The organism is Paraburkholderia sp. CI3 (assembly GCF_050436505.1).
In the GTDB taxonomy this organism is placed as follows: domain Bacteria; phylum Pseudomonadota; class Gammaproteobacteria; order Burkholderiales; family Burkholderiaceae; genus Paraburkholderia; species Paraburkholderia tuberum.
The window spans coordinates 2,535,748-2,560,101 of the sequence record NZ_JBNDMI010000004.1 but is presented as its reverse complement, the minus strand read 5'-3'; the positions used below and the strand labels follow the sequence as shown (position 1 = coordinate 2,560,101).

23 protein-coding genes and 1 tRNA gene are annotated in these 24,354 nt (G+C 63.6%); 12 read left to right on the top strand and 12 right to left on the bottom strand.

Translation table 11 applies throughout. From position 1 onward, the window contains the following. The first annotated feature begins 27 nt into the window (after positions 1-27). The 4 genes from ftsA to lpxC all read left to right on the top strand — a co-directional run bounded on the left by ftsA (position 28) and on the right by lpxC (position 4,551). Positions 28-1,260, top strand: coding sequence for a cell division protein FtsA (ftsA, locus tag OKW29_RS33235; protein WP_008921172.1), 1,233 nt, complete (start codon positions 28-30; stop codon positions 1,258-1,260). Between the two features lie 116 nt (positions 1,261-1,376). Then, complete coding sequence (gene ftsZ / locus OKW29_RS33230; RefSeq protein ID WP_429293981.1) at positions 1,377-2,579, top strand: cell division protein FtsZ; 1,203 nt, start codon at positions 1,377-1,379, stop codon at positions 2,577-2,579. Between the two features lie 265 nt (positions 2,580-2,844). Next, positions 2,845-3,348 (top strand): peroxiredoxin, encoded by a 504-nt coding sequence (locus tag OKW29_RS33225; protein ID WP_429293980.1) that lies wholly within the window; start codon positions 2,845-2,847, stop codon positions 3,346-3,348. A 285-nt stretch (positions 3,349-3,633) separates the two neighbouring features. Next, the gene (lpxC, locus tag OKW29_RS33220) at positions 3,634-4,551 is read left to right on the top strand and encodes a UDP-3-O-acyl-N-acetylglucosamine deacetylase (RefSeq protein ID WP_090801955.1); all 918 of its coding nucleotides are present in this window, start codon (positions 3,634-3,636) and stop codon (positions 4,549-4,551) included. A 63-nt stretch (positions 4,552-4,614) separates the two neighbouring features. Here lpxC and OKW29_RS33215 read toward each other — a convergent pair whose 3' ends face one another. Further along, positions 4,615-5,097, bottom strand: coding sequence for a DciA family protein (locus OKW29_RS33215; protein WP_090801953.1), 483 nt, complete (start codon positions 5,095-5,097; stop codon positions 4,615-4,617). Positions 5,098-5,382: 285 nt separating this feature from the next. On the opposite strand from OKW29_RS33215, the gene secA reads away from it, so the two are divergent. From secA to OKW29_RS33195, 4 genes are all read left to right on the top strand, one after another. Beyond that, on the top strand, positions 5,383-8,199 hold the full coding sequence (gene secA / locus OKW29_RS33210; protein ID WP_429293979.1) for a preprotein translocase subunit SecA: 2,817 nt from the start codon (positions 5,383-5,385) through the stop codon (positions 8,197-8,199). A 152-nt stretch (positions 8,200-8,351) separates the two neighbouring features. Then, the gene (gene argJ, locus OKW29_RS33205; RefSeq protein WP_429293978.1) at positions 8,352-9,593 is read left to right on the top strand and encodes a bifunctional glutamate N-acetyltransferase/amino-acid acetyltransferase ArgJ; all 1,242 of its coding nucleotides are present in this window, start codon (positions 8,352-8,354) and stop codon (positions 9,591-9,593) included. A 37-nt stretch (positions 9,594-9,630) separates the two neighbouring features. Beyond that, a complete protein-coding gene (locus tag OKW29_RS33200) occupies positions 9,631-10,500 on the top strand; it encodes an ATP-binding protein (protein WP_429293977.1) in 870 nt (289 codons plus the stop codon). Continuing rightward, positions 10,497-10,943 carry an NUDIX domain-containing protein gene (locus OKW29_RS33195; RefSeq protein WP_429293976.1) on the top strand — a complete coding sequence of 149 codons (447 nt, stop codon included), beginning with the start codon at positions 10,497-10,499 and terminating at the stop codon, positions 10,941-10,943. Before OKW29_RS33200 ends, OKW29_RS33195 begins: the two co-directional genes overlap by 4 nt. Positions 10,944-11,030: 87 nt before the next feature. Here OKW29_RS33195 and yacG read toward each other — a convergent pair whose 3' ends face one another. The 9 genes from yacG to OKW29_RS33150 form a co-directional block, all read right to left on the bottom strand. Continuing rightward, positions 11,031-11,234, bottom strand: coding sequence for a DNA gyrase inhibitor YacG (gene yacG, locus OKW29_RS33190; protein ID WP_090801947.1), 204 nt, complete (start codon positions 11,232-11,234; stop codon positions 11,031-11,033). Positions 11,235-11,357: 123 nt separating this feature from the next. Continuing rightward, complete coding sequence (gene zapD / locus OKW29_RS33185) at positions 11,358-12,113, bottom strand: cell division protein ZapD (RefSeq protein WP_008921182.1); 756 nt, start codon at positions 12,111-12,113, stop codon at positions 11,358-11,360. A 188-nt stretch (positions 12,114-12,301) separates the two neighbouring features. Further along, positions 12,302-12,916, bottom strand: a complete 615-nt coding sequence (coaE, locus tag OKW29_RS33180) for a dephospho-CoA kinase (RefSeq protein WP_429293975.1) — start codon at positions 12,914-12,916, stop codon at positions 12,302-12,304. Between the two features lie 3 nt (positions 12,917-12,919). Further along, positions 12,920-13,861 carry a prepilin peptidase gene (locus OKW29_RS33175; RefSeq protein ID WP_429293974.1) on the bottom strand — a complete coding sequence of 314 codons (942 nt, stop codon included), beginning with the start codon at positions 13,859-13,861 and terminating at the stop codon, positions 12,920-12,922. A 27-nt stretch (positions 13,862-13,888) separates the two neighbouring features. Continuing rightward, a complete protein-coding gene (locus OKW29_RS33170) occupies positions 13,889-15,127 on the bottom strand; it encodes a type II secretion system F family protein (protein WP_429293973.1) in 1,239 nt (412 codons plus the stop codon). Further along, positions 15,124-16,380: a GspE/PulE family protein gene (locus tag OKW29_RS33165; RefSeq protein ID WP_429293972.1), complete on the bottom strand. Its 1,257-nt coding sequence runs from the start codon at positions 16,378-16,380 to the stop codon at positions 15,124-15,126. Before OKW29_RS33165 ends, OKW29_RS33170 begins: the two co-directional genes overlap by 4 nt. 147 nt (positions 16,381-16,527) lie before the next feature. Beyond that, a complete protein-coding gene (locus OKW29_RS33160) occupies positions 16,528-17,826 on the bottom strand; it encodes an HlyC/CorC family transporter (protein ID WP_429293971.1) in 1,299 nt (432 codons plus the stop codon). A gap of 242 nt (positions 17,827-18,068) precedes the next feature. Next, a tRNA-Pro gene (locus OKW29_RS33155) sits at positions 18,069-18,145 on the bottom strand. 49 nt (positions 18,146-18,194) lie between these two features. Further along, positions 18,195-19,187 (bottom strand): polyprenyl synthetase family protein, encoded by a 993-nt coding sequence (locus OKW29_RS33150; protein ID WP_026229109.1) that lies wholly within the window; start codon positions 19,185-19,187, stop codon positions 18,195-18,197. A 286-nt stretch (positions 19,188-19,473) separates the two neighbouring features. Between OKW29_RS33150 and rplU the strand changes: the two genes are divergently transcribed. The 4 genes from rplU to proB all read left to right on the top strand — a co-directional run bounded on the left by rplU (position 19,474) and on the right by proB (position 22,618). Beyond that, complete coding sequence (rplU, locus tag OKW29_RS33145) at positions 19,474-19,785, top strand: 50S ribosomal protein L21 (protein ID WP_007180329.1); 312 nt, start codon at positions 19,474-19,476, stop codon at positions 19,783-19,785. A gap of 25 nt (positions 19,786-19,810) precedes the next feature. After that, positions 19,811-20,071 (top strand): 50S ribosomal protein L27, encoded by a 261-nt coding sequence (rpmA, locus tag OKW29_RS33140; RefSeq protein ID WP_008923994.1) that lies wholly within the window; start codon positions 19,811-19,813, stop codon positions 20,069-20,071. Positions 20,072-20,308: 237 nt separating this feature from the next. Further along, positions 20,309-21,430, top strand: a complete 1,122-nt coding sequence (gene cgtA, locus OKW29_RS33135) for an Obg family GTPase CgtA (protein WP_184051016.1) — start codon at positions 20,309-20,311, stop codon at positions 21,428-21,430. A 69-nt stretch (positions 21,431-21,499) separates the two neighbouring features. Beyond that, positions 21,500-22,618 (top strand): glutamate 5-kinase, encoded by a 1,119-nt coding sequence (gene proB, locus OKW29_RS33130; protein WP_429293970.1) that lies wholly within the window; start codon positions 21,500-21,502, stop codon positions 22,616-22,618. A gap of 133 nt (positions 22,619-22,751) precedes the next feature. On the opposite strand, the gene OKW29_RS33125 is transcribed toward proB, so the two are convergent. Both OKW29_RS33125 and OKW29_RS33120 read right to left on the bottom strand, forming a co-directional pair. After that, positions 22,752-23,309 carry a CNP1-like family protein gene (locus tag OKW29_RS33125; protein ID WP_429293969.1) on the bottom strand — a complete coding sequence of 186 codons (558 nt, stop codon included), beginning with the start codon at positions 23,307-23,309 and terminating at the stop codon, positions 22,752-22,754. A 76-nt stretch (positions 23,310-23,385) separates the two neighbouring features. Further along, positions 23,386-24,135, bottom strand: a complete 750-nt coding sequence (locus tag OKW29_RS33120; RefSeq protein WP_090801927.1) for an RNA pyrophosphohydrolase — start codon at positions 24,133-24,135, stop codon at positions 23,386-23,388. Between the last annotated feature and the right edge of the window lie 219 nt (positions 24,136-24,354).

The following is a 24,354-nucleotide window of genomic DNA, read 5'->3' as shown; positions in this document are numbered from 1 at the left end:
ACGGACATCACACGCACTGAGCACGCTATGAGTAAAGACTATAAAGATCTGCTGGTCGCCCTCGACATCGGAACGTCGAAGGTAGTGGCCATCGTCGCCGAGTTGAAGGGCGAGGGTCACTACGAGGTGATCGGTCTCGGCCAGAGCGAATCGAAGGGGCTCAAGAAGGGCGTGGTGGTGAATATCGAAGCCACCGTGCAGTCGATTCAGCGCGCGCTCGAGGAAGCCGAGCTGATGGCCGACTGCAAGATCACGAACGTGTTCACCGGGATCGCCGGCAGCCATATCCGCAGCTTCAATTCGAGCGGCATGGTCGCGATCAAGGAGAAGGAAGTCACGCAGGCCGACGTCGCGCGCGTGATCGAAACCGCCAAGGCGATCAACATTCCGACCGACCAGCAGGTGCTGCATATCCTCACGCAGGAATTCATCATCGACGGTCAGGAAGACGTGCGCGAGCCGATCGGCATGAGCGGCATCCGCCTCGAAGTGAAGGTGCATATCGTGACCGGTGCCGTGAGCGCGGCGCAGAACATCGTCAAGTGCGTGCGTCGCTGCGGCCTCGAAGTGAACGACCTGATTCTGCAGCCGCTCGCGTCGTCGCTCGCGGTGCTGACGGAAGACGAAAAGGAACTGGGCGTGGTGCTGGTCGACATCGGCGGCGGCACGACGGACATCGCGATCTTCAGCGAAGGCGCGATTCGCCACACGGCCGTGATTCCGATCGCCGGCGACCAGATCACGAGCGACATCGCGATGGCGCTGCGAACGCCGACGCCGGATGCCGAGGACATCAAGGTCGACTACGGCATCGCCAAGCAGGCGCTCGCCGATCCGGACGAGATGATCGAAGTGCCGGGTCTCGGCGAGCGCGGGCCGCGCACGCTGTCGCGCCAGGCATTGGCGGCCGTGATCGAGCCGCGCGTCGAAGAACTGTTTTCGCTCGTGCAGCAGGTGGTGCGCGAGTCGGGTTATGAGGAACTGCTGAGCTCGGGCGTCGTGCTGACGGGCGGCGCGTCGATGATGATCGGCATGGTCGAGCTCGGTGAGGACATTTTCCTGAAACCGGTGCGCATCGGCGTGCCGGAGTATGCGGGCGGTCTCGCCGACGTCGTGCGCAATCCGCGCTATTCGACGGCGATGGGTCTGCTCGTCGAAGGACGCTCGCAGCGTATGCGCGGGCGCAAGGTTGCGGTGCAGTCGGGGTCGATGGGACAGGTGTTCTCGCGCATGAAGGACTGGTTCCTCGGCAACTTCTGACTACGGGTTTCGAGAAATTCGCGCTGGTGCCGGCGGCCGGCGCGCGACAGGGGGTTGCCCGATCTCCTGCCGGATAACGCCGAGTGGCGGTAACTTTTTATCTTGACGGAGGCAACATGGAATTCCAGATGCTGGAAACCGAAACGAGCGGCACGATCATCAAGGTCGTCGGAGTCGGTGGCGCTGGCGGCAATGCCGTTCAGCACATGATCAACAAAGGCGTGCAAGGCGTCGACTTCATCGTGATGAACACGGACGCGCAGGCGCTGTCGCGTTCGCGTGCCACCGCGGTGATCCAGCTCGGCAACACGGGTCTGGGCGCGGGCGCCAAGCCGGAAATGGGCCGCGCCGCTGCTGAAGAAGCACGCGAGCGTATCGCCGACGCACTGCGCGGCGCGCACATGGTGTTCATCACCGCCGGCATGGGTGGCGGTACCGGCACGGGCGCGGCACCGGTCGTCGCGCAGATCGCGAAGGAAATGGGTATTTTGACCGTTGGCGTCGTCAGCAAGCCGTTCGAATTCGAAGGCGGCAAGCGTATGCGCGTGGCGGAAGCCGGTTCGCAGCAACTGGAGGATCACGTCGACTCGCTGATCGTCGTGCTGAACGACAAGCTGTTCGAGGTGATGGGCGACGACGCCGAGATGGACAAGTGCTTCCAGTGCGCTGACGACGTTCTGAACAACGCGGTCGCGGGCATTGCGGAAATCATCAACGTCGACGGTCTCGTCAACGTCGACTTCGAAGACGTGAAGACCGTGATGGGCGAGCAGGGCAAGGCGATGATGGGCACGGCGACGGTTGCCGGCGTCGATCGCGCGCGTCTTGCGGCCGAACAGGCCGTCGCGAGCCCGCTGCTGGAAGGCGTCGATCTGTCGGGCGCGCGTGGCGTGCTGGTCAACATCACGTCGAGCCGCTCGCTGCGTCTGTCGGAAACGCGCGAAGTGATGAACACGATCAAGAGCTATGCCGCGGAAGATGCCACGGTGATCTTCGGCGCCGTGTACGACGACGCGATGGGCGACGCGCTGCGCGTGACGGTCGTTGCGACGGGCCTCGGCCGCGCGGCGAAGAAGCAGCAATCTGCACCGATGACGCTGCTGCGCACCGGCACCGACAACCAGCCGATCGGCGCGATGGCGCATGCGGCGTACGCACCGGCGGCAGGCCACTCCAGCACGGCCGACTACGGCGCGCTCGATACGCCGGCAGTCTGGCGCACGTCGCGCGACACGGCGGCCTCGCACGTGCAGGCGCTGCAGGAAAAGGGCGTCGATACGTACGACATTCCGGCATTCCTGCGCAAGCAGGCGGACTGAGCGCACGGGCAGGCTTCGTTGCCGCGTTGCGAGTAAGGTCGCAGATGCAGCGCTGGCGGACGAATGCACGAGCGTGGCGGGTGAACGGCAAGCAGGTCGCTTATCGTCTGATTCGCGGCAGGGGCAACTGCCCTCTGCGGATTCGCGAAGCGGACGAAGTGGCTGCCGCCGAACGGCGTTGGCTTATAGCTGAATGGGCCGAACCGAAATTCACTGCGACACGAGGACGTGCGAGCGTGCTTCGCATCGATGCAAAGGACTGAGCATGATCAAGGAAGGTGAAAAGCTGCCCGACGCGACGCTCTTCGAGTACGTCGAAGACGACCGGGCGGGCTGCACGATCGGACCGAACAGATTCGACGTGCACGAGCAGACGGCGGGCAAGCGCGTGGTGATCTTCGGATTGCCCGGCGCGTTCACGCCGACCTGTTCGGCCAAACATGTACCGGGCTATGTCGAGCATGCCGAGCAGTTGCGCGCTGCCGGCATCGACGAAATCTGGTGCGTGTCCGTCAACGACGCGTTCGTCATGGGCGCGTGGGGACGCGATCAGCACACCTCGGGCAAGGTGCGCATGATGGCGGACGGTAGTGCGGCTTTCACACGGGCGCTTGGTCTGGAGCAGGATCTGTCGGCGCGCGGCATGGGGATCCGTTCCCTGCGCTACGCGATGGTGATCGACGACGGCGTGGTCAAGACGCTGAACGTCGAGGCTTCCGGCAAATTCGAAGTCAGCGATGCAGCGAGTATTCTCGCCACGTTGAGCTAGTTGCTGACGTCGCACCTTCGTCGCGACCCTGCGCTTATGCCGCGTGGCGTTACGGCAACGGTGATTACGACGCTTTTGTGACAGGCCGTTACGCGGGCCGATTGACCGGAAACGCCTCCGTTCCGGGGCATCGGCCCGTCACGCTTTCCGTCGGAGCCCAGTGGGTAATGCAGCGAAACAGATTGTCACGTTCCCCGCAAAGACGCTGGTCTGGGGATTGGAGTATAATTCGCGCTATGGAATAAAAAATCCTGATTAGGATTTTCAATCGAACAGAATGCCACCATGTTGAAGCAGCGCACAATTAAATCGATCGTCAAGACTGTCGGCATCGGGCTGCACTCCGGCCGTAAAGTCAATCTGACGCTCCGCCCGGCGGCGCCGGGCACTGGCATCGTGTTTTCGCGCGTGGATTTGCCCACGCCGGTGGACATTCCTGCGTCCGCGCTGGCGATTGGCGATACGCGTCTGGCTTCCGTGTTGCAGAAAGACGGCGCGCGCGTGTCGACCATCGAGCATCTGATGTCCGCCTGCGCCGGTCTTGGCATCGACAATCTTTACGTCGACGTCACCGCCGAGGAAATCCCGATCATGGACGGCAGCGCGGGTTCGTTCGTGTTCCTGATCCAGTCGGCGGGTATCGAAGAGCAGAACGCGCCGAAGAAATTCATCAAGGTCACGAAGCCGGTCGAAATCCGTGACGGCGACAAGTTCGCGCGCCTCGATCCGTACTTCGGTTTCAAGCTCAAATTCACGATCGACTTCCGTCACCCGGCCGTGGACAAAACCGGTCAGGCGTTGGAAGTGGATTTCGCCAACACGTCGTACGTGCGCGAAATCGCGCGTGCCCGCACGTTCGGCTTCGCGCATGAAGTGGAAATGATGCGTGAGCTCGGCCTCGCGCGCGGCGGCAGCATGGACAACGCGATCGTGCTCGACGAGTACCGCATCCTGAACAACGACGGCTTGCGTTACGACGACGAGTTCGTCAAGCACAAAATGCTCGACGCCATCGGCGACCTATACGTGGTCGGCCACCCGCTGCTCGCGTCGTACACCGCGTACAAGTCGGGCCACGGTCTGAACAACGCGTTGCTGCGTGAGCTGCTCGCGCACGAAGACTCGTACGAAATCGTCACTTTCGACGACACGCAGAAGGCCCCGCGCGGCTTCGCGTACGAGACGCAGACTGCGTTCGCATAAAGCCAGCGTAACAGGCAAGCAAATGAAAAACGGCCCCTCGGGGCCGTTTTTTTCGTCGAGCGTTCAGCGATTGCGCCGATGCCGCGCGGCCATGCGCGCCAGCGCCTCCTGCAACGGCGAAGGCTCGAGCGATTCGCTCAACGCCTGCAGCGCGGCGGCGCCCGCCGGCGTCATGCGCGCCTGTTTTACGGGCGGCGGTTCTTTCAGCGGCTGCGGCCGCACCCGAATCTTCAGCGCCTGCACGGGCCAGCCGCGCTGCTGCAAATCCGCCAGCAGCCGCGGCTCCAGATGCCGCAGACGCGCCGCGAGCGCGTTGTGTGCGGCGAACAGGGCCAGCACGCCCTCCTTGATGAAGCCAGGCTCGACGCTCGTCGCCAGATAATCGGGCAGCAGCTCGCGCAGATCCTTCTCGAGCGCGGCGATCTGCTCGACGCCTGCGCGCAGCGCAGCGAACGCGTCCGTGCGGCCGAGTACCTCGGCAAGCGGTTGCGGACGGCGCCGATCGAACTGCTTCGGCGGCCTTGAAAAGGACGAAAAACGGCTCATGTTTGGGATTGACGACGTGAGCTCGCCCCATGCGCGCTCACGCCGCGATTGTACCGCGCGGGCAGCTTGCGAAGTCGGTCCGCGCCGCGCCGAAGGTTGCCGGGCGGGGCTGGCGGAGGCCGGCGCCGTCACGCCTGCGACACGAGCGCGGCCGGAGGCGCGTGCTAAAATGCCCGATTCGAATTCACTCTTGGACTAAGCCGCCGAGGACTTTCCGACCCAGGCGCGGTATGCGCGTAGCGCATACCGCGAGCCAGCCGAAGCCGCGACGCAGACACCGATCCGATGACCACCGGTTTTCTACAGAAGATTTTTGGCAGCCGTAATCAGCGGCTAGTCAAGCAATATCAAAAGACCGTCGCGGCGATCAATGCGCTCGAGCCGCAGATCGAGCAATTGACGGATGACCAACTGCGCGCCAAAACGGGTGAATTCCGCCAGCGCGTTGCGAGCGGCGAATCGCTCGACAAGATCCTGCCGGAAGCGTTCGCGGTCTGCCGCGAGGCCAGCAAGCGGGTGCTGAAGATGCGCCACTTCGACGTGCAGCTGATCGGCGGTATGGCGCTGCACTACGGCAAGATCAGCGAAATGCGCACCGGCGAGGGCAAGACGCTCGTCGCGACGCTGCCGGTCTACCTGAACGCGCTGTCGGGCCGCGGCGTCCACGTGGTCACGGTCAACGACTACCTCGCGCAGCGCGACGCCGAATGGATGGCGCGTCTCTACAACTTCCTCGGTCTGTCGGTCGGTATCAACCTGTCGCAAATGGAGCACACGGCGAAGCAGCAAGCCTACGCCGCCGACATCACCTACGGCACCAACAACGAATTCGGCTTCGACTACCTGCGCGACAACATGGTCTACGAGACCGACGCGCGCGTGCAGCGTAGCCTGAACTTCGCGGTCGTCGACGAGGTGGACTCGATCCTGATCGACGAAGCGCGTACGCCGCTGATCATCTCCGGCCAGGCCGAAGATCACACCGAACTCTACGTGCGCATGAACGCGCTGCCGCCGCTGCTCGAGCGCCAGATCGGCGAAGAGAAGGCGGACGGCACCGGCGTCGAGAAGCCGGGCGACTACACGCTGGACGAAAAAGGCCGTCAGGTCTTCCTGACCGAGTCGGGCCACGAAAAGGCCGAGCGCCTGCTCTCCGAGTGGGGCCTGATCGGCGACGGCGAAAGCCTGTACGCGCCGCAGAACATCACGCTGATGCACCACGTGTACGCGGCGTTGCGCGCGCACACGCTGTTCTTCAAGGATCAGCACTACGTCGTGCAGAACGGCGAAGTGATCATCGTCGACGAATTTACCGGCCGTCTGATGGCCGGCCGCCGTTGGTCTGACGGTCTGCACCAGGCGGTCGAGGCGAAGGAACACGTGAAGATCCAGAGCGAGAACCAGACGCTCGCATCGATCACGTTCCAGAACTACTTCCGCATGTACGCGAAGCTGGCCGGCATGACCGGCACGGCCGACACCGAAGCGTACGAATTCAACGAGATCTACGGTCTCGAAACGGTCGTGATCCCGACCAACCGTCCGCCGAAGCGGATCGACAAGCAGGATCAGATCTACAAGACCGCGAAGGAACGCTACGACGCGGTGATCCGCGACATTCGCGAGTGCTTCGAACGAGGTCAGCCGGTGCTGGTTGGCACGACGTCGATCGAGAACTCGGAGCTGCTGTCGCATCTGCTGAAGCAGGTCAGCTTGCCGCACGAAGTGCTGAACGCGAAGCAGCACGCGCGCGAAGCGGAGATCGTCGCCGAAGCGGGCCGTCCGCAGCGCATCACGATCGCGACCAACATGGCCGGCCGTGGTACGGACATCGTGCTCGGCGGCAACGCGGAGAAGCAGGCGTCGTTCATCGAGCAGGACGAAACGCTCGCCGCCGACGAAAAGCAGCGCCGCATCCAGAAGCTGCACGATGAATGGCAGACGCTGCACGATCAGGTGAAAGCCGCGGGTGGTCTGCACATCATCGGCACCGAACGTCACGAGTCTCGCCGGATCGACAACCAGCTGCGCGGCCGTGCGGGCCGTCAGGGCGACCCGGGTTCGTCGCGCTTCTATCTGTCGCTGGAAGATCCGCTGCTGCGCATTTTCGCGGGCGACCGCGTGCGCGCGATCATGGACCGCCTGAAGATGCCGGAAGGCGAGGCGATCGAAGCGGGCATCGTGTCGCGCTCGATTGAATCGGCGCAACGCAAGGTCGAGGCGCGCAACTTCGATATTCGTAAGCAATTGCTCGAATACGACGACGTATCGAACGACCAGCGCAAGGTGATCTACCAGCAGCGCAACGAACTGCTCGAAGCGAACGACATCACCGAGACCATCAGCGCGATGCGTCACGGCGTGGTCGGCGACATCGTGCATCAGTTCGTGCCGGTGGGCAGCATCGAAGAGCAGTGGGACGTGCCCGAGCTCGAGGAAGTACTGCGCAACGAATGGCAGCTCGACCTCGCGATTCAGGAAATGATCAACGAGTCGAACTCGATCAGCGCGGAAGAGATTCTCGAAGCGGTCGAGGCCGCCGCGGACGAAGGGTACGAGGCGAAGGTCCAGCTGGTCGGCCGCGAATCGTTCAGCGCGTTCGAGCGCTCGATCATGCTGCAGACGCTCGACCGCGCGTGGCGCGAGCATCTGGCCGCGCTCGATCATCTGCGTCAGGGCATCCATCTGCGCGGCTATGCGCAGAAGAACCCGAAGCAGGAATACAAGCGCGAGGCGTTCGAACTGTTCGCCGCGATGCTCGACGCCGTGAAGCTCGAAGTCACGCGCATCGTGATGAACGTGCAGATCCAGTCGCCGGAGCAGCTCGAAGCGGCCGCGGAGCAGATGGAAGAGCAGGGCGGTCATCTGGAGAACGTCGAGTTCCGTCATGCCGAGTTCGCGGAAGCCGGCGCCGCCGCGCCGGTCGCGGCCGAAGCGGCCACCGCCGCGATGATCGGCGACGCGATGAGCCACGGCCACGGCGCAGCGCCGCAGGCGGCCGTGCACATGAATGCCGACAACGTGCCGAAGGTCGGCCGCAACGACCCGTGCCCGTGCGGCAGCGGCAAGAAGTACAAGCAGTGCCACGGCAAGATCGCCTGATGGCGATGCGGCGCGCTTCCGGGCGCGCCGTGTCGTTTTTAAGCGCCGTTGGCCGTTTTGATTTCGCGGGTGACCCGGCAACACACCCGGGTCATCAGTTCCGTTTCCCCGATGCCGGCGTCCGCCGGCATTTTCTTCGACAGGTCGCGACCATGGCTGTCAACTTTCCCTCGATCGATCCCGCTCAACTCCACCCCGTCGCCGGCGTCACGCTAGGTTGGGCGGAAGCGAATATCCGCAAACCGAACCGCAAGGACGTGCTCGTCATTTCCGTCGACGAAGGCGCGACGGTAGGCGGCGTGTTCACGCAGAACCGCTTCTGCGCGGCGCCCGTCACGGTCTGCCGCGAGAACCTGCAGCGCGTGCGCGCGGGCGGCAAGCCGATTCGCGCGCTGGTGATCAACACCGGCAACGCGAACGCGGGCACCGGTGAGCCGGGCCTCGCGGCGACGCGCGAAACCTGCGCGGAACTCGCGCGTCTTGCCGACATCGCGCCCGAGCAGGTGCTGCCGTTCTCGACGGGTGTGATTCTCGAACCGCTGCCGGTCGATCGTCTGAAGGCGGGCTTGCCGGCCGCGCTCGCGAACCGCAAGGAAGCGAACTGGTACGACGCGGCGCAGTCGATCATGACGACCGACACGCTGCCGAAGGCGAGCTCGCGCCAGGTCACGATCGGCGGTCATACCGTCACGCTGACCGGCATCAGCAAGGGCGCCGGCATGATCAAGCCGAACATGGCGACCATGCTCGGCTTCCTCGCGTTCGACGCAGCCGTCGCGCAGCCGGTCCTCGACGAGCTCGTGAAGCACGTCGCGGATCGCTCGTTCAACTGCATCACGATCGATGGCGATACGTCGACCAACGATTCGTTCATCCTGATCGCGTCGGGCAAATCGAGCCTGCCCGCGATCACGTCCACCGATTCGCCCGCTTATGCAGCGCTGCGCGACGCGGTGACCGAGGTCGCGCAGAACCTCGCGCAACTGATCGTGCGCGACGGCGAGGGCGCGACCAAATTCATGACCGTGCATGTCGAAGGCGGCTCGAGCGTCGGCGAATGCCGCCAGATCGCCTACGCGATCGGCCACTCGCCGCTCGTCAAGACGGCCTTCTATGCATCGGACCCGAACCTCGGCCGTATTCTCGCGGCCATCGGCTATGCCGGCGTTGACGATCTCGACGTCGGCAAGATCGATCTGTATCTGGACGACGTGCTGGTCGCGACTGCCGGCGGACGCAACCCGGCCTACCGCGAAGAAGACGGCCAGCGCGTGATGAAAAAAAGCGAGATCGGCATTCGCGTCGTGCTCGGCCGCGGTAATGCGCAAGCCACGATCTGGACCTGCGATCTGTCGCACGACTACGTGAGCATCAACGCCGACTACCGCTCGTAATCAGCTTCAAAGCGCGGCCACGGGCCGCCTACTCACCATGGACAAACTCGAACTGTTTCTGAACCGGGCCGAAGCCGTGCTCGGCCGCCTGGAAGCGATGCTTCCGCCCGCCGCGCCGGACATCGACTGGTCGGCCGCGGTCGCTTTCCGCTGGCGCAAGCGCCAGGGTCGCGGCTACTTGCAGCCGGTGCATGCCATTTCGCCGATCACGCTCGACGACCTGCAGAACATCGATCGCCAGAAGGGGTTGATCGAACAGAACACGCGCCAGTTCGTGCGCGGTCAGCCGGCCAACAACGTGCTGCTGACGGGCGCGCGCGGTACCGGCAAGTCGTCGCTGATCAAGGCGTGCCTGAACGCGTATGCGAAAGACGGCCTGCGCCTGATCGAAGTGGACAAGGACGATCTGCACGACCTAGGCGACATCGTCGATCTGATCGCGAAGCGGCCGGAGCGCTTCGTCGTGTTCTGCGACGACCTGTCGTTCGAAGAAGGCGAGTCGGGCTACAAGGCGCTGAAGGTTGCGCTCGACGGCTCGGTGGCCGCGCAGTCCGACAACGTACTGATCTATGCGACGTCGAACCGCCGCCATCTGCTGCCCGAGTACATGAGCGACAACGAGACGTACAAGCACACTTCGGACGGCGAGATTCATCCGGGTGAACTGGTCGAAGAGAAGATTTCGCTGTCCGAGCGTTTCGGGCTGTGGGTCAGCTTCTATCCGTTCAAGCAGGACGACTACCTGAGGATCATCGCGCACTGGCTGCGCCATTTCGGTTGCGACGACGCCGAGATCGAATCGGCGCGCGGCGATGCGCTCGTGTGGGCGCTCGAACGTGGCTCGCGCTCGGGACGGGTCGCATGGCAGTTCGCGCGCGACTGGTCCGGCCGTAAGACGCCGGCATGAGCGACGCTAACATAAGCGCCGGCAATAGCGTCGGCGCCAACGGCGCTGGCCGTCCGGTCACCGAAGTCGCTGTCGGCGTGCTGGTGCAGCCGGATGGGCGCTATCTGCTCGCGCAGCGTCCGACGGGCAAGCCGTACGAGGGCTACTGGGAGTTTCCGGGCGGCAAGCTCGAAGCGGGCGAATCGGTCGAGGCCGCGCTCGCGCGCGAGCTGCACGAGGAACTGGGAATCGAGGTCGAGGCGAGCCATCTGTGGCATACGCTCGAACACGATTATCCGCACGCCTATGTGCGCCTCTTCTTCTGCAAGGTGACGCAATGGTCGGGCGAGCCGCAGGGGCGTGAAGGTCAGGCCTTCGTCTGGCAGAGCTTGCCTGCGGATGTCTCGCCGTTGCTGCCGGCCACGATCCCGGTGCTGGAGTGGCTCGCGGCTGAGAAGAAGTGATTGATTGCAGGCCGTGATTGAAAAAGCCACGCGGTAGCGGGCGCTGTATCGGTAGCGCCGGTTCGCGTGGCTTTTTTACTGACTCGCTCAGTGCGGGTTGTAGTCGCCGCGCGGCGTTTCCTCTTCGGACGAAGATCCTTCCTGTTCGTTGCCGCCAATCCTGTATTTTTCGGCGGCCCATGCGCCCAGATCGATCTGTTTGCAGCGCTCGGAGCAGAACGGACGGAAGCGGCTCTCGGAGGTCCAGCGGACATCTTTACCGCAGGTAGGACATTTGACGACGGTAGGCATACGGTCGGACGGTCAATCGCAAACGGAACAAGTAACGAATATAGGGCTATTTCGCGCCGGTTCAAAGGCGCGTTCGGTCAAATCCGGTGTGCGCTGCTCAATGCGGCGGTGATTGACAGGCGACTACAGGCTGCAGAGCGTGAGTTGGAACGGCACGTCGACGTCGACCGCGCGCGGCCGCAGATCGCCGTCCTGCACCGTAAAGCGCACCCACAGCATGTACTTGTTGGCGCTCGCTTCGGGAATCACGCGCAATTCGGGAGCGACGCGAACCTGCATCAATTGATACGAGCGGCCCGACAGCATTTGCTGATAGCTGCCTTGCATCGCCATCACCTTCGACGCCTGGCCCGACTCACGCGCGAGCCGCAGCACGATGGTGGCCGCGTCGCGCAGCGGCAAAAGCGGTGTCACCCACTTGGCGATGTCCTGGCGACGCTGATCGGGATGCAACTGTTGCCACGCGTAATACGAGGGCAGGTCGAATTTGCAGGTACCACCGGGGATGATTGCGCGGCTGCGAATGCTCGCGAGCCACTCGTTGTCTGCAAGATGCTGGCCGGTCTTGCCTTGCATCTGCGTGAGCCCCGCAAGCGTCTGCTCGATTTCGCCGAGCACCGCTTCGAGCGCGTTCTGCTCGATGCCCGGATTGCCGCGAAATGGCGCGAGCGTTTGCCGCTGCCGCTCGAGCTCTTTCATCAGATCCGATTTCAGATCCGCGCGGCCCGCCACTTCGGAGATTTCGAACAGCGTTGTCAGTGCGACGTGATGTTCCCGCGCGTCTTCCTGAGTCAGAAAGAACGTGAAGCGCTCGAACAGATCTTCGAGCCGCAACAGCGTCCGGATTCGCTCATTGAAGGGGTACTCGTAAAGGATCAAGCGGGCTCGCCTCGGGCGTGGTCGGTGACAGGAATGCAAAACATTCTAATGCCGTGGGACTACCCAGGCAATCACGCACTTTTTCTGCGCGCTTTCGCAACTTTTTTGTGAGTTCCCGGTGTTATGAGCGCTTCGGCTGCCGCGTGCGCGCAAAGTTCAATGTGCCGGTGACGACGCGTCTGCGCGCGCTACAACTCGGCATCGCCCTTCGCCAGCGACAGATAGGCTTGATGGTGAGCGTCCACCTGCGCCTCGAGTTCTTCGAGCGGCGCATTGTCATTGACGATCACGTCGTCGGCGGCGGCGAGCCGCGCTTCGCGCGTGGCCTGGCGCGCAATGATTGCGAGCACCTGCTCACGGCTGAAGCCGTTGCGGCTCACCACACGCGCGATCTGCGTGTCGACGCTGCAATCGACGGTGAGCACGCGATTCACGCGGTTCTTCCAGGTCCCGGACTCGACCAGCAACGGCACCACGACGATCACATACGGTCCTTTCGCTTCGCGCTCTTCGCGCTCGGTTTCCGCGCGAATCAACGGATGCGTGATGCCTTCGAGACGTTTGCGCGCGGTCTCGTCGCTGAACACGAGCGTGCGCATGCGCGCGCGATCGAGGGAGCCGTCGGCGGCGACGGATTGCGCGCCGAATTCGGCGGCGATGTGCGGCATTGCGAGGCCATGCGGCGCGGTGATGCGATGCGCGATCACGTCCGTGTCGACGAGCGGCACGCCGCGCGCGGCAAACAGATCGGCCACCGTCGATTTGCCGCTGCCGATACCGCCAGTGAGTCCCACAACGAACATGGTTCAGCCCCCCAGAGCCAGATAAAGCGGCGTGCCGGCAAACAGCGTCAACACACCGCCCGCCGCGAGAAACGGCCCGAACGGGAGCGGCTCCTCGAAGCGCATTCGGCCGCGCCACGTCGCCGCGAGGCCGATCACGGCACCGGCCACCGCGGCGACCAGCACGATCTGCGGCAGCGCGGGCCAGCCGAGCCACGCGCCGAGCGCGGCGAGCAGCTTGAAGTCGCCATAGCCCATGCCTTCGATACCACGCACGAGCTTGAACACCCAATGCACGGCCCACAACGCCAGATATCCGAAGATAGCGCCGAGCACCGCATCATGCAGATTCGTGAACATGCCGTTGAAATTGACGATCAGGCCGGCCCACAACAGCGGCAGCGTCAAGGAGTCGGGCAGCAAATGCGTGTCGACGTCGATCGCGCTCATCGCGAGCAACGTCGCGCACAGGCCGAACGCGGCGAGTGCCATCAGCGTCGGGCCGAACGCTATCAGTGCGCCTGCCGCGAAAGCGGCGCTCGCGATTTCGAGCAGAGGATAGCGTGCGCTGATATGCGTGCCGCACGCGGAACAACGGCCGCGTAACAGCAGGTAGCTCAGCACCGGCAAGTTTTCCCACGCGCTCAGCACATGGCCGCAATGCGGGCACGCGCTGCGCGGCATCCACAGGTTGTAGCGCGCGGGCAGTCCGTGGTCGGGCGGCGGCACGTCGGTGGTCTCGCTGATTTCGGCGCGCCATGCACGCTCGAGCATGATCGGCAATCGATGCACGACCACGTTCAGGAAGCTGCCAATCACGAGGCCAAGCACGATCGCGAATGCGATCTGCACGCCAGCGGGCAGGCTCGCGAGCGCGAGGCCGATATCGCTGGCAAAGCGGCCCGGCAGTAAGCCCGCGAGCAGGCTGGAGGAAGTTTGTGACACGAGCGGAAGAGGAGCCTGCATGGTGACGAAGTGGATTCGGCTGCGATGCTACACCACGTTGCCGAGTTGAATAATGGGAAGATACATCGCGATGACGAGGCCGCCGACCAGTGTGCCGAGCACGACGATCACGAGCGGTTCACACAGGCTCGATAGCGTGCCGATCCTGTCGTCGACCTGGCGATCCGCAAGCGACGCGACATCGAGGAGCATGCTGTCGAGCGCGCCGGATTCCTCCGCGACCGCAACGGGCTGCACGACTTCGGGAGGAAAGCAGCGGGCCGCGAGCATAGCCGCGGCGAGCCGTTCGCCGCGCCGCAATCTGATGGCGATGCTTGCCGTCGCGCGATCGAAGAAGGCATTGCCGGTCGCCTGAGTGAGCGAATCGAATGCGTCGGCGAGCGGCGTGCCGGCGGACAGCAAGGTGCCAAGCGCGCGACTCCAGCGCGCCGCGCACAGCGTGCGCAGCAGCGGGCCGGCCACCGGCAGGTCGAGCGACAGGCGCGCGAAGCGGATGCGCGCGCTTACCGAACGACGCAGCACGAGCGTGATGGCCGAGCTCATTGCGAGCATCAGTATGAACAACGGCACACTCCAGCGCGCGGCGGCCGCCGAGAGCGCCAGCACGAACTGCGTCGGCGCGGGCAGCTTCGCGCCGAAGCCATCGAAGATCTGCTTGAACGTCGGCACGACCCACACCAGCAATGCGGCAGTTATCGCGAGCGCGAGCAGCAGGATCGCGGCTGGATAGGTGAGAGCCGCGCGCACCTTGGCGCGCTGCGCAGCGGCGCGTTCGCGATCGTCGGCGAGGCGGGCGAGCACGGTGACGAGCGCGCCCGCCGCTTCGCCCACCTCGACGAGCTGGCAATACAGCGCATTGAACTGCGCCGGGTGCCGCTGCAAGGCCGCCGAAAACCGCAGGCCGGCGGTGATGTCGCGCGCGATAGTGCCGACGATGCGCGGCATGCCTTGCCGCTGACCCGACGTCGACGCCTGCGCGAGTAGTTCGAGCGCGGGCGCGAGCGCCAAACCGGCACGCAGCAGACTGGACAGTTGTCGCGTGAACAGCGTGACAGCGGCCGCGCTCGTCTTCGGGCGTGGCGCCGGTCCTTGCGTTGCGAGTTCGACGATAAAGAGGTTGTCGCGTTTGAGCATCGTGCGTGCGGCGCTCGCGTCGGGCGCGATCAGCGTGCCGCTTTGGCGCGTGCCGTCCGCGTCGACGCCGCGCCATCTGAAGCGTAGGTCGGCTGAGACGGACCGGGTTGGTGACAGCGCGGCGGTACTCATGCGACCTCCGTGGCGGCGAGCGCTTCGGCGAGACTCGTGGTGCCGTCGCGCACGCGCGCAAGCGCCGCGTCGCGTAACGTCGCGACCCGTTCCATCTGCGCGAGGCGGGCCAGCTCGTGCGCGCCCGCGCTTGCGACGATCTGCTCACGCATCGCGTCGGAGACGGGCATCACCTGATGAATGCCGACGCGCCCCCGATAGCCGATGCCATGACAAACCGCGCAGCCGGTCGCCGCATACGGTTGCCAGCCGTCGAGCTCATGTTCGCCAAAGCCCGCGGCGTGGAGTGCCGCCGGCGAATGCGGCGCGGGCGCGCGGCATGCGACGCACAGTCGCCGCACCAGCCGCTGCGCGGTCACCATGCGCAGCGCGGCGGCAAGGTTGTACGGCTCGACACCGATGTCGATGAGCCGCGCGATGGCCGCGGGCGCGTCGTTCGTATGCAGCGTGGACAGCACGAGGTGACCGGTTTGGGCGGCCTTCACGGCAACGTCGGCGGTTTCGTTGTCGCGGATTTCGCCAACCATGATCACGTCCGGGTCCTGACGCAGAAAAGCCCGCAGCGCGACCGCGAAAGTCAGTCCGGCTTTTTCGCGCACGCTGACCTGGTTGATGCCGGCCAGCTGGATCTCGGCTGGGTCTTCTACCGAGCAGAGGTTGCGTGCCTCGCCGTTCAGCAGGTTCAGGAAGCAGTACAGCGATAGTGTCTTGCCGCTGCCCGTCGGTCCGGTGACGAGCATCAGACCGTGCGGCGCGCGGATCGCGGCGTCGACGGCTTCGCGCTGCCGCGGATCGAGGCCGAGCGAATCGAGCGAAAGATCGGCGGGCAGCGCGTCGAGCCGTCGTAGCACGAGCTTTTCGCCGAACAGTGTCGGCAGCGAATTGACGCGGTAATCCTCGAGCCGCCCTGGCGACGTCGCTAGGCGTAGCCGGCCGTCCTGCGGCACGCGTCGCTCGGCGATGTCCATGCGCGCGAGCACTTTCACACGCGTGACGAACGCGTCGCGCAGATGGGCGGGCGGCCGCGGGATTTCATGCAGCACGCCGTCGATACGCAGGCGCACACGCCAGCCATGCTCGGCCGGCTCGATGTGGATATCCGACGCATTGCGCCGCGTCGCTTCGTGCAACGTGTCGGTCAACAGACGCACGGCTGGGGCGTTGTCGGGATCGTTCAGACTCGTTGTGCTGGATTCGCCGTCGATAGCGAGTGGGCGCGGCAATGCCGCGGCGGTGGCAAAGGGTGTTTGCATGAGAGACCGGTGATGAACCGCCTTTAGAACATGACGGCTTCATCTTCCGGTTGCGGGCGTCCGAATGCCATTCGGCCATTCGGCTAATGGCGCGTTTCGCGAGCCTGTGCGATGCTGACCGTAAATCAGCGTGCGGCGGCGCGAAGTTCAGCCTGACCTTGCTTTACCGGCCTTCGTGCGCGACGGCGGTTTGAAAAGCTTGACGGTGCGGATCGCCTGATCGTCGCTGCGCATCACTTCGAGCTTGGTGTCTCCGATGCGCACGCAGACGTCGCCGTCGGGGATGTCTTCGAGGATTTCGAGAATCAGGCCGTTCAGCGTTTTGGGGCCATCGGTGGGTAGCCCGAGTTGCAGCCAGCGGTTCAGCTCGCGCAACGGCATGCTTCCCGCGACGATGCATTCGCCCGCCTCGTTCCAGCCACCGCGCGAGCTGGCGCTACGCGGAATCGACGTGGTGAATTCGCCGATCAGTTCCTCGATGATGTCTTCCGGTGTGACGAGGCCTTGCAGTTCGCCGTATTCGTTGACGACGAGCGCGATGCGTTGCCGGCTCTCCTGAAAGTATTGCAGCTGCTGGAACACCGGCGTGCCGCTTGGCACGAAGTACGGCTCGGCGAGCAGCTCGCGCAAGGTATCGCGCTCGAGCTCCTGGTTGTGCAGCGCTGAGAGCGTCTTGCGCACGTGCAGCACACCGAGCACGCGGTCGATGTCGCCCTGGTAGACGATCAGCTTGTTGTGATAGCAGGTCTCCAGTTGATGCAGGATCTGTTCGAACGGGGCATCGAAGTCGAGGGCCTCGATACGGCGACGCGGGATCATCACGTCATCGACGGAGATGTTTTCGAGGTCGAACAGGTTCAGCAGGATGCTGCGGTGCTTGGTGGGCATGAAGCTTCCCGACTCGAGCACGATGGTGCGCAGTTCTTCGGTGGACAGCCGCTGGTCGCGCGCGCCCTTCGTGTTGATGTGCAGCACGCGCAGGATGCCGGTCGCGAACAGGTTGACAAACCAGATCAGTGGCCTCGCGACGCGCATCAACGGCGCGATCAGCAGGCTCGCGGGCAGCGCGATTTTCTCGGGAAACGTCGCGCCGACGATCTTCGGTGTGATCTCCGCGAACACGATAATGAGGAACGCGACGATACCGGTCGCGATCGACAGCACGAGGCTATTGCGGCCGAACGTATGCAGCGCGAGCGATGTCGTCAGTACCGGAATGATCGTGTTGAACAGGTTGTTGCCGATGAGGATCACGCTGAGCAGCTGATCGGTTTTTGCGAGCAGGCCCTGAGTCGTCTTTGCGCCGAGCGTGTTCTTGCTGGCGAGATGTTTGAGGCGATGACGATTGAGCGCCATCATCGCTGTCTCGGAAATGGAAAAGAAGGCGGAGCAGACAAGCAGCAGAAGGACGGCGCCGATCTGCGCCCATAAGGGAAGTTGTTCCACGCGTCGTGAAAAATAAGGGAAAGGATGGAGAGAATATAGCAGAGGGGGCCGCGCGCTCCGGTGTGGACGACGGCTGACGCCGCTAGGACGACAACGTGGCAACGTACGCGCTGTGCCTGACGAGCCGGAGGAAAGAAAGCGGCGAAGGGCAGCACGAGAGCAACGAAAAAAGCGCCGCGCAAAACAAAAAACCGCCCAGCAACGCTGCGGCGGTTTTGAACCTTGAGCTAACAAGGAGAATCTGGTCGGGGTGAGAGGATTCGAACCTCCGGCCTCTACGTCCCGAACGTAGCGCTCTACCAGGCTAAGCTACACCCCGATTGGGTACTGCTGACTCGATTCAGACTAATTCGGTGTCTCAGTCTCGTTCAAGACTGTCTTGCCGTCGAGTAAGAGCATAATTCTAGCAGGCTCTCCTTGAAAATGGAATGGGGAAATGACGAAATTGCTGCCGCGGCTGCCTGCGCCTCCTGTTTCGCGCACTCGAGCGTGTGATCCAGCGCGCCCGAGCGCGTGATCGCATCGAAAATGGTATCGAAACGGTCGGTGCCACCTTGCTCGATGGCTTCGCGCGCGAGCGCCGACTGCTCGGGCGTGCCGCGTTCGATCAGATAGATGAGCGGAAGCGTCGGTTTGCCTTCGCGCAGATCGTCGCCGGCGTTCTTGCCCATCGACTCGGCCGTCCCCGTGTAGTCGAGCCAGTCGTCCATGATCTGGAACGCGGTGCCGATGCGACGACCGTACTCGGCGGCGGCGGCTTCGGTTTTCGCGTCCGCGCCGGCCAGCACCGCGCCGAGCTGGGCGGCCGCCTCGAACAACTTTGCGGTCTTGTAGCGGATCACCTGCATGTAACGGGCTTCGTCGACGTCGGCATCGTGCATGTTCAACAGCTGCAGCACTTCGCCTTCAGAGATGATGTTGGTCGCCTCCGACAGAATTTCCATCACGCGCATCTTGCCCACGCCGACCATCATCTGGAACGACCGTGAGTAAAGAAAGTCACCGACCAGCACGCTCGCCGCGTTGCCGAACAGCGCATTGGCGGTCTGGCGGCCGCGCCTCAGGTCGGACTCGTCGACCACGTCGTCATGCAGCAGCGTGGCCGTGTGGATGAATTCGACGACCGCTGCCAGCTCGTGCCGGTGCCCCGTCGTATCGCCCAGCGCGCCCGCCACCAGCAACAGCAGCGCGGGCCGCAGCCGCTTGCCGCCGGCGCTGATGATGTACTCGGAAATCTGATTGATCAGCATCACGTCCGACGCAAGACGTTGCCGGATGACGCGATTGACCTGCTGCATGTCTTCGGCGATCGGAGCAAGCAGGCTGGCGACGTTGGGGGAGGTGGTGGCAGTCGACGACATGATGGCTGAATTGGGTAGTGCCGCGAATTATAAGGCGATCGGGGCGCTTCCGGGTCGTCGGCTGCGGCGTGGATGCGGTCCGCATGGCGCGCGGGGCGCCTGCCAAGGCCGTCTGCGGGGCGCCGCGCGTTACAGGTTTGCCATCTGCGAGCGCCTGCGAGGGAGGGCCGAAGCCGGACGGTAGACGGGTTGGTAAGCAGGTTTTGACCGAGCAGCTAACTCTATGTATAATTGAGAGTTTCCGCGCGCGGTGCGTGGGAAAAATGAATACAGAGTGAGGTTCTCAATGTACGCGGTCATAAAAACCGGTGGCAAGCAGTACAAGGTTGCCGTCGGCGAAAAACTTAAAGTAGAACAGATACCGGCAGACATTGACGCTGAAATCACGCTCGACCAGGTTCTCGCAGTGGGCGAAGGCGAATCGATTAAGTTCGGTACGCCGCTGGTCAGTGGGGCTTCCGTCAAGGCTACCGTCGTGTCGCAAGGTCGTCACGCCAAAGTGACGATCTTCAAGATGCGTCGCCGGAAGCACTACCAGAAGCATGGCGGCCACCGCCAGAACTATACCGAACTGCGCATCGACGCGATCAACGCGTAAGCGCACCGGTTAAGGAGCAAATCAAATGGCACACAAAAAGGCAGGCGGATCGTCCCGGAACGGCCGCGACTCCGAATCGAAGCGCCTCGGCGTTAAGGTTTACGGCGGCCAGGCTATCAACGCTGGTGGCATCATCGTGCGTCAGCGCGGTACGCGCATGCACGCTGGCGAGAACGTCGGCATGGGCAAGGATCACACCCTGTTCGCGCTGAAGGACGGCCACGTCCAGTTCTCGACGAAGGGCGCGGCGAAGAAGCACACCGTTTCCGTCGTCCCGGCAGCCTGAGTTTAATCAGGCACGGGCTTCAGGACCGGAAAAAGGCCCCGCGAAGTTCGCGGGGCTTTTTTTATTGCGGCGTCTCTTTAGCTTGGCGCCGAAGCCGCGCAGCCGACCGCTCCTCATCGGCGGACTATGCCGTTCGGTCGATTGATCAACGCGCGGCGCGCGCGGCAAAATAGCAGCATCCAATCAGTATCAACCCCTGCATCGAATCGGGCAGTACACCACGGGACGGAGTAACACATGAAGTTCATTGACGAAGCGAGGATTGAAGTCATCGCCGGCGACGGAGGGGATGGCAGCGCGTCGATGCGCCGCGAGAAGTTCGTCCCGTTCGGCGGCCCCGATGGCGGTGACGGCGGCCGGGGCGGCAGCGTGATCGCGGTGGCTGACCGCAACATCAACACGCTGATCGATTACCGCTACGCGAAAAAACATCTGGCGCGCAACGGTGAAAACGGCCGCGGCTCGGATTGCTACGGCAAGGGCGGTGATGACATCACGCTGCGCATGCCGGTCGGCACCACCATCACGGACATGGAAACCGGCGAGTTGATCGCCGATCTGACCGAGCACAACCAGAGCGTGCAAATCGCGCAAGGGGGAGCCGGCGGCCTCGGCAACCTCCATTTCAAGTCCAGCACGAACCGCGCGCCGCGTCAGAAGACCGACGGCAAGCCGGGCGAGCGCCGCATGGTCCGCCTCGAACTGAAAGTGCTGGCCGACGTCGGTCTGCTCGGCATGCCGAATGCGGGCAAGTCGACGTTTATCTCGTCGGTGTCGAACGCGAAGCCGAAAATCGCCGATTACCCGTTCACCACGCTCGCGCCGAACCTCGGCGTCGTGCGCGTCGGGCCGAGCCGCAGCTTCGTGATTGCCGACATTCCGGGGCTGATCGAAGGCGCGGCGGAAGGCGCCGGCCTAGGCCATCAATTCCTGCGTCACCTGCAGCGCACCGGGCTGCTGCTGCACATCGTCGACATCGCACCGTTCGATGAATCGATCGATCCGGTCGCGGAAGCGAAGGCGATCGTCAACGAACTGCGCAAGTACGACGAAGAGCTTTATCAGAAGCCGCGCTGGCTTGTGCTGAACAAGCTGGACATGGTGCCTGAGGACGATCGCGAAGCGCGCGTGGCGGCGTTCCTCGAAGGCTTCGGCTGGGACGGTCCGGTGTTCGAGATCTCGGCGCTGACTGGCCAGGGCTGTGAAAATCTTTGCTACGCCGTGTTCGACTACCTCGCCGAGCACTCCGACGCGCAACGCGCGGCCGAAGCCGAAGACCTGGCCTCCGACGTGCGTTTCCGCGACGGGACGCAAGTACCGGCCGCGACCCGCGAAGCCGGCACCGATCCGCAGGAATAACAACTCGAGCGCCGGCGCCAGCGGCGGGTGCCGGTATGCATCACGCGTCATCTTGGGAGACAGCGCACAATGCGTTCCGTCATCGCAGATTCACGGCGATTGGTCGTCAAAGTCGGTTCGAGTCTCGTCACGAACGACGGGCGCGGCCTCGATCATGCGGCGATCGGCCGCTGGGCCGCGCAAATTGCCGCACTGCGCGCGCAAGGCAAGGAAGTCGTGCTGGTCAGCTCGGGTGCGATCGCCGAGGGCATGCAGCGGCTCGGCTGGACGAAGCGGCCGCGTGAAATCGATGAGCTGCAGGCGGCCGCGGCGGTCGGTCAGATGGGTCTCGCGCAAGTGTACGAAAGCCGCTTCGCCGAACATTCCATCCAGACTGCGCAGATCCTGCTTACTCACGCTGACCTTGCTGACCGCGAGCGCTATCTGAACGCTCGCTCCACGCTGCTCACGCTGCTGGGGCTCGGAGTTGTACCGATCATCAACGAGAACGACACGGTCGTCACCGACGAAATCAAGTTCGGCGACAACGACACGCTCGGCGCGCTGGTTGCCAATCTGATCGAGGGCGACGCGCTGATCATTCTGACGGACCAGCAAGGCCTCTTCACCGCAGATCCGCGCAAGGACCCGACCGCGACACTCGTCCAGCAAGCCGACGCCGGCGCGCCCGAGCTCGAGGCGATGGCGGGCGGCGCGGGCTCGAGCCTCGGCCGCGGCGGCATGCTGACCAAGATTCTCGCTGCGAAGCGTGCGGCCCATAGCGGCGCCAATACGGTGATCGCGAGTGGGCGCGAGTCGGACGTGCTGGTGAGACTGGCGGCCGGCGAGGCGATCGGCACCCAACTGATCGCGCGCACCGCGCGCATGGCGGCGCGCAAGCAATGGATGGCCGATCACCTGCAGGTGCGCGGCCACGTTGTGATCGATGACGGCGCGGTCGAAAAACTGACCGCCGGCGGCAAGAGCTTGCTGCCGATCGGCATCGTCGGTGTGCAGGGTGCATTCGCGCGCGGCGAGGTGATCGCGTGTCTGAGCGCGACAGGCCGCGAGGTCGCACGTGGTTTGACGAACTACAGCAGCGCGGAAACCAAACTGATCCAGCGGCGTCCGAGCGGCGAAATTGAGTCAGTGCTCGGCTATATGCTCGAGCCCGAACTGATTCATCGCGACAATCTCGTGGTGCTTTGATCTGCGCGGCGGCGCGCATATCGCGCGTATGAAGAGCCAACAATTAAGCCGTTCCAGCGCAGGCTGGAACGGCTTTTTAATCGTCACGGATAAGCAACGGCGCCTGAGTCGGGCGCGCGCCGCGCAACCGGCCTCAATGAATCTGCGACGTCTGCGTGCGCTTGTAACGAATGTTCTCGACGATGTGCTGCGCGCTGCCGGTCGGAATCTTGTTTGCGCACATATAGTCCTGATACAACGCGGCCTGGTACGCATTCAGCGCGCCGTTTTCTATCCTCGAAAACGGGGTTGCGACCGTCGTGTCCCAGCCGTCGTGATCGGCGTTCAGGCCCGCATACTGACGCCATTCATACGTGTCGCAGCGGATGCCCTCGTAATTGACGTTGCGCGCACCGCCCGGGCTCGTGACGACCACCGTGTAACGCACCACGCCGTCGTCGCCAACGCTGACGGACTTCGGGTCGATCGCAAATTGCAGCGGCGTATTGCCGGAGACTTCGAACGGCAGCAGGTTCGCGTCGGAGGGCAGCGGCGGCAACGTGTCGACCTTGTTTTCAACCCAGTTGCTCTTGCGATCCAGCAGATAGGTGAACTCGCTGTCGTCTTTGTTGGTCGGTTTGCCGGCGCTCGAACAGCCTGCCAGCAGGGCGCCGGTGGCGACGCACGCCACGGCGAATGCAAGTGCTTTCAATCTGATTCCCTCGAGAGACGGACGCGGCTCGAAAGCCGCGCCAGAGAGAGGCGGCGCGAGCCGCCGCCTGGAATGGTTAATCGCGCACGCCTCGTCGGACTAACGGGGCGACGGCCTCGTCGGCTTCGGCCGTTTCGCGCTCATCCTCCGATCTCATGTTGGCATCCGGTGAGCCGGGACCGCAATCCGGCGCGACCAGCACGTGCGTCGAAGTTTCGACGCTGACCGAAGTTACGGTCGTGACGGTGGTGACCACCGTGCTTACCGTGGAATCCGGCGGGCTTTGCATCGACGACGCTATCCGGGGATAACGCGACCCATGATGCCCGCCAGGTTTTTCCGCACGCGGCGCAGGCCGGCGCATGAAACGGGACAGCTCCGTTAGCGCCAACTGATACACATCCCGCTTGAACTCGATCACACAGTCGAGCGGCACCCAATACTCGTTCCAACGCCACGCGTCGAACTCAGGGTGGTCGGTGGCGCGCAAACAGATGTCGCAGTCGCGTCCTACCATCCGGAGCAAAAACCAGATTTGTTTCTGGCCGCGGTAATGACCGCGTACTTCGCGCTTGATGAACTTGTCAGGCACCTCATAACGCAACCAGTCGCGCGTGCGACCGATCACCTTGACGTGCTCAGGAAGCAGCCCGGTCTCTTCGTGTAACTCCCGATACATCGCTTGCACGGGGGTCTCACCATATTTGATGCCCCCTTGCGGAAACTGCCAGGAATGTTCACGGAGTCGTTTGCCCCAAAACACCTCGTTGTGCGCGTTCAAGAGGATGATGCCGACGTTCGGGCGAAAGCCTTCACGATCCAGCATACAACCACCTTCGAATCCTTTAAAATTGCTTTGATTATAAACAGATAACGGACCCTACGCACCGAATCGCGTCAGAATGGAGCGATTCGCCGCAACAGGCCCGGGTTTGCGGTAGCCTGTCGGTTTTCCGTGCCTATCCCTTGTGAGAGAGGCTTTGCGCGGCGGTTTCGGCGCCGCACGGGGGCAGGGCGCCGCCAGTCGGGCGAACCCTGCCGGCTT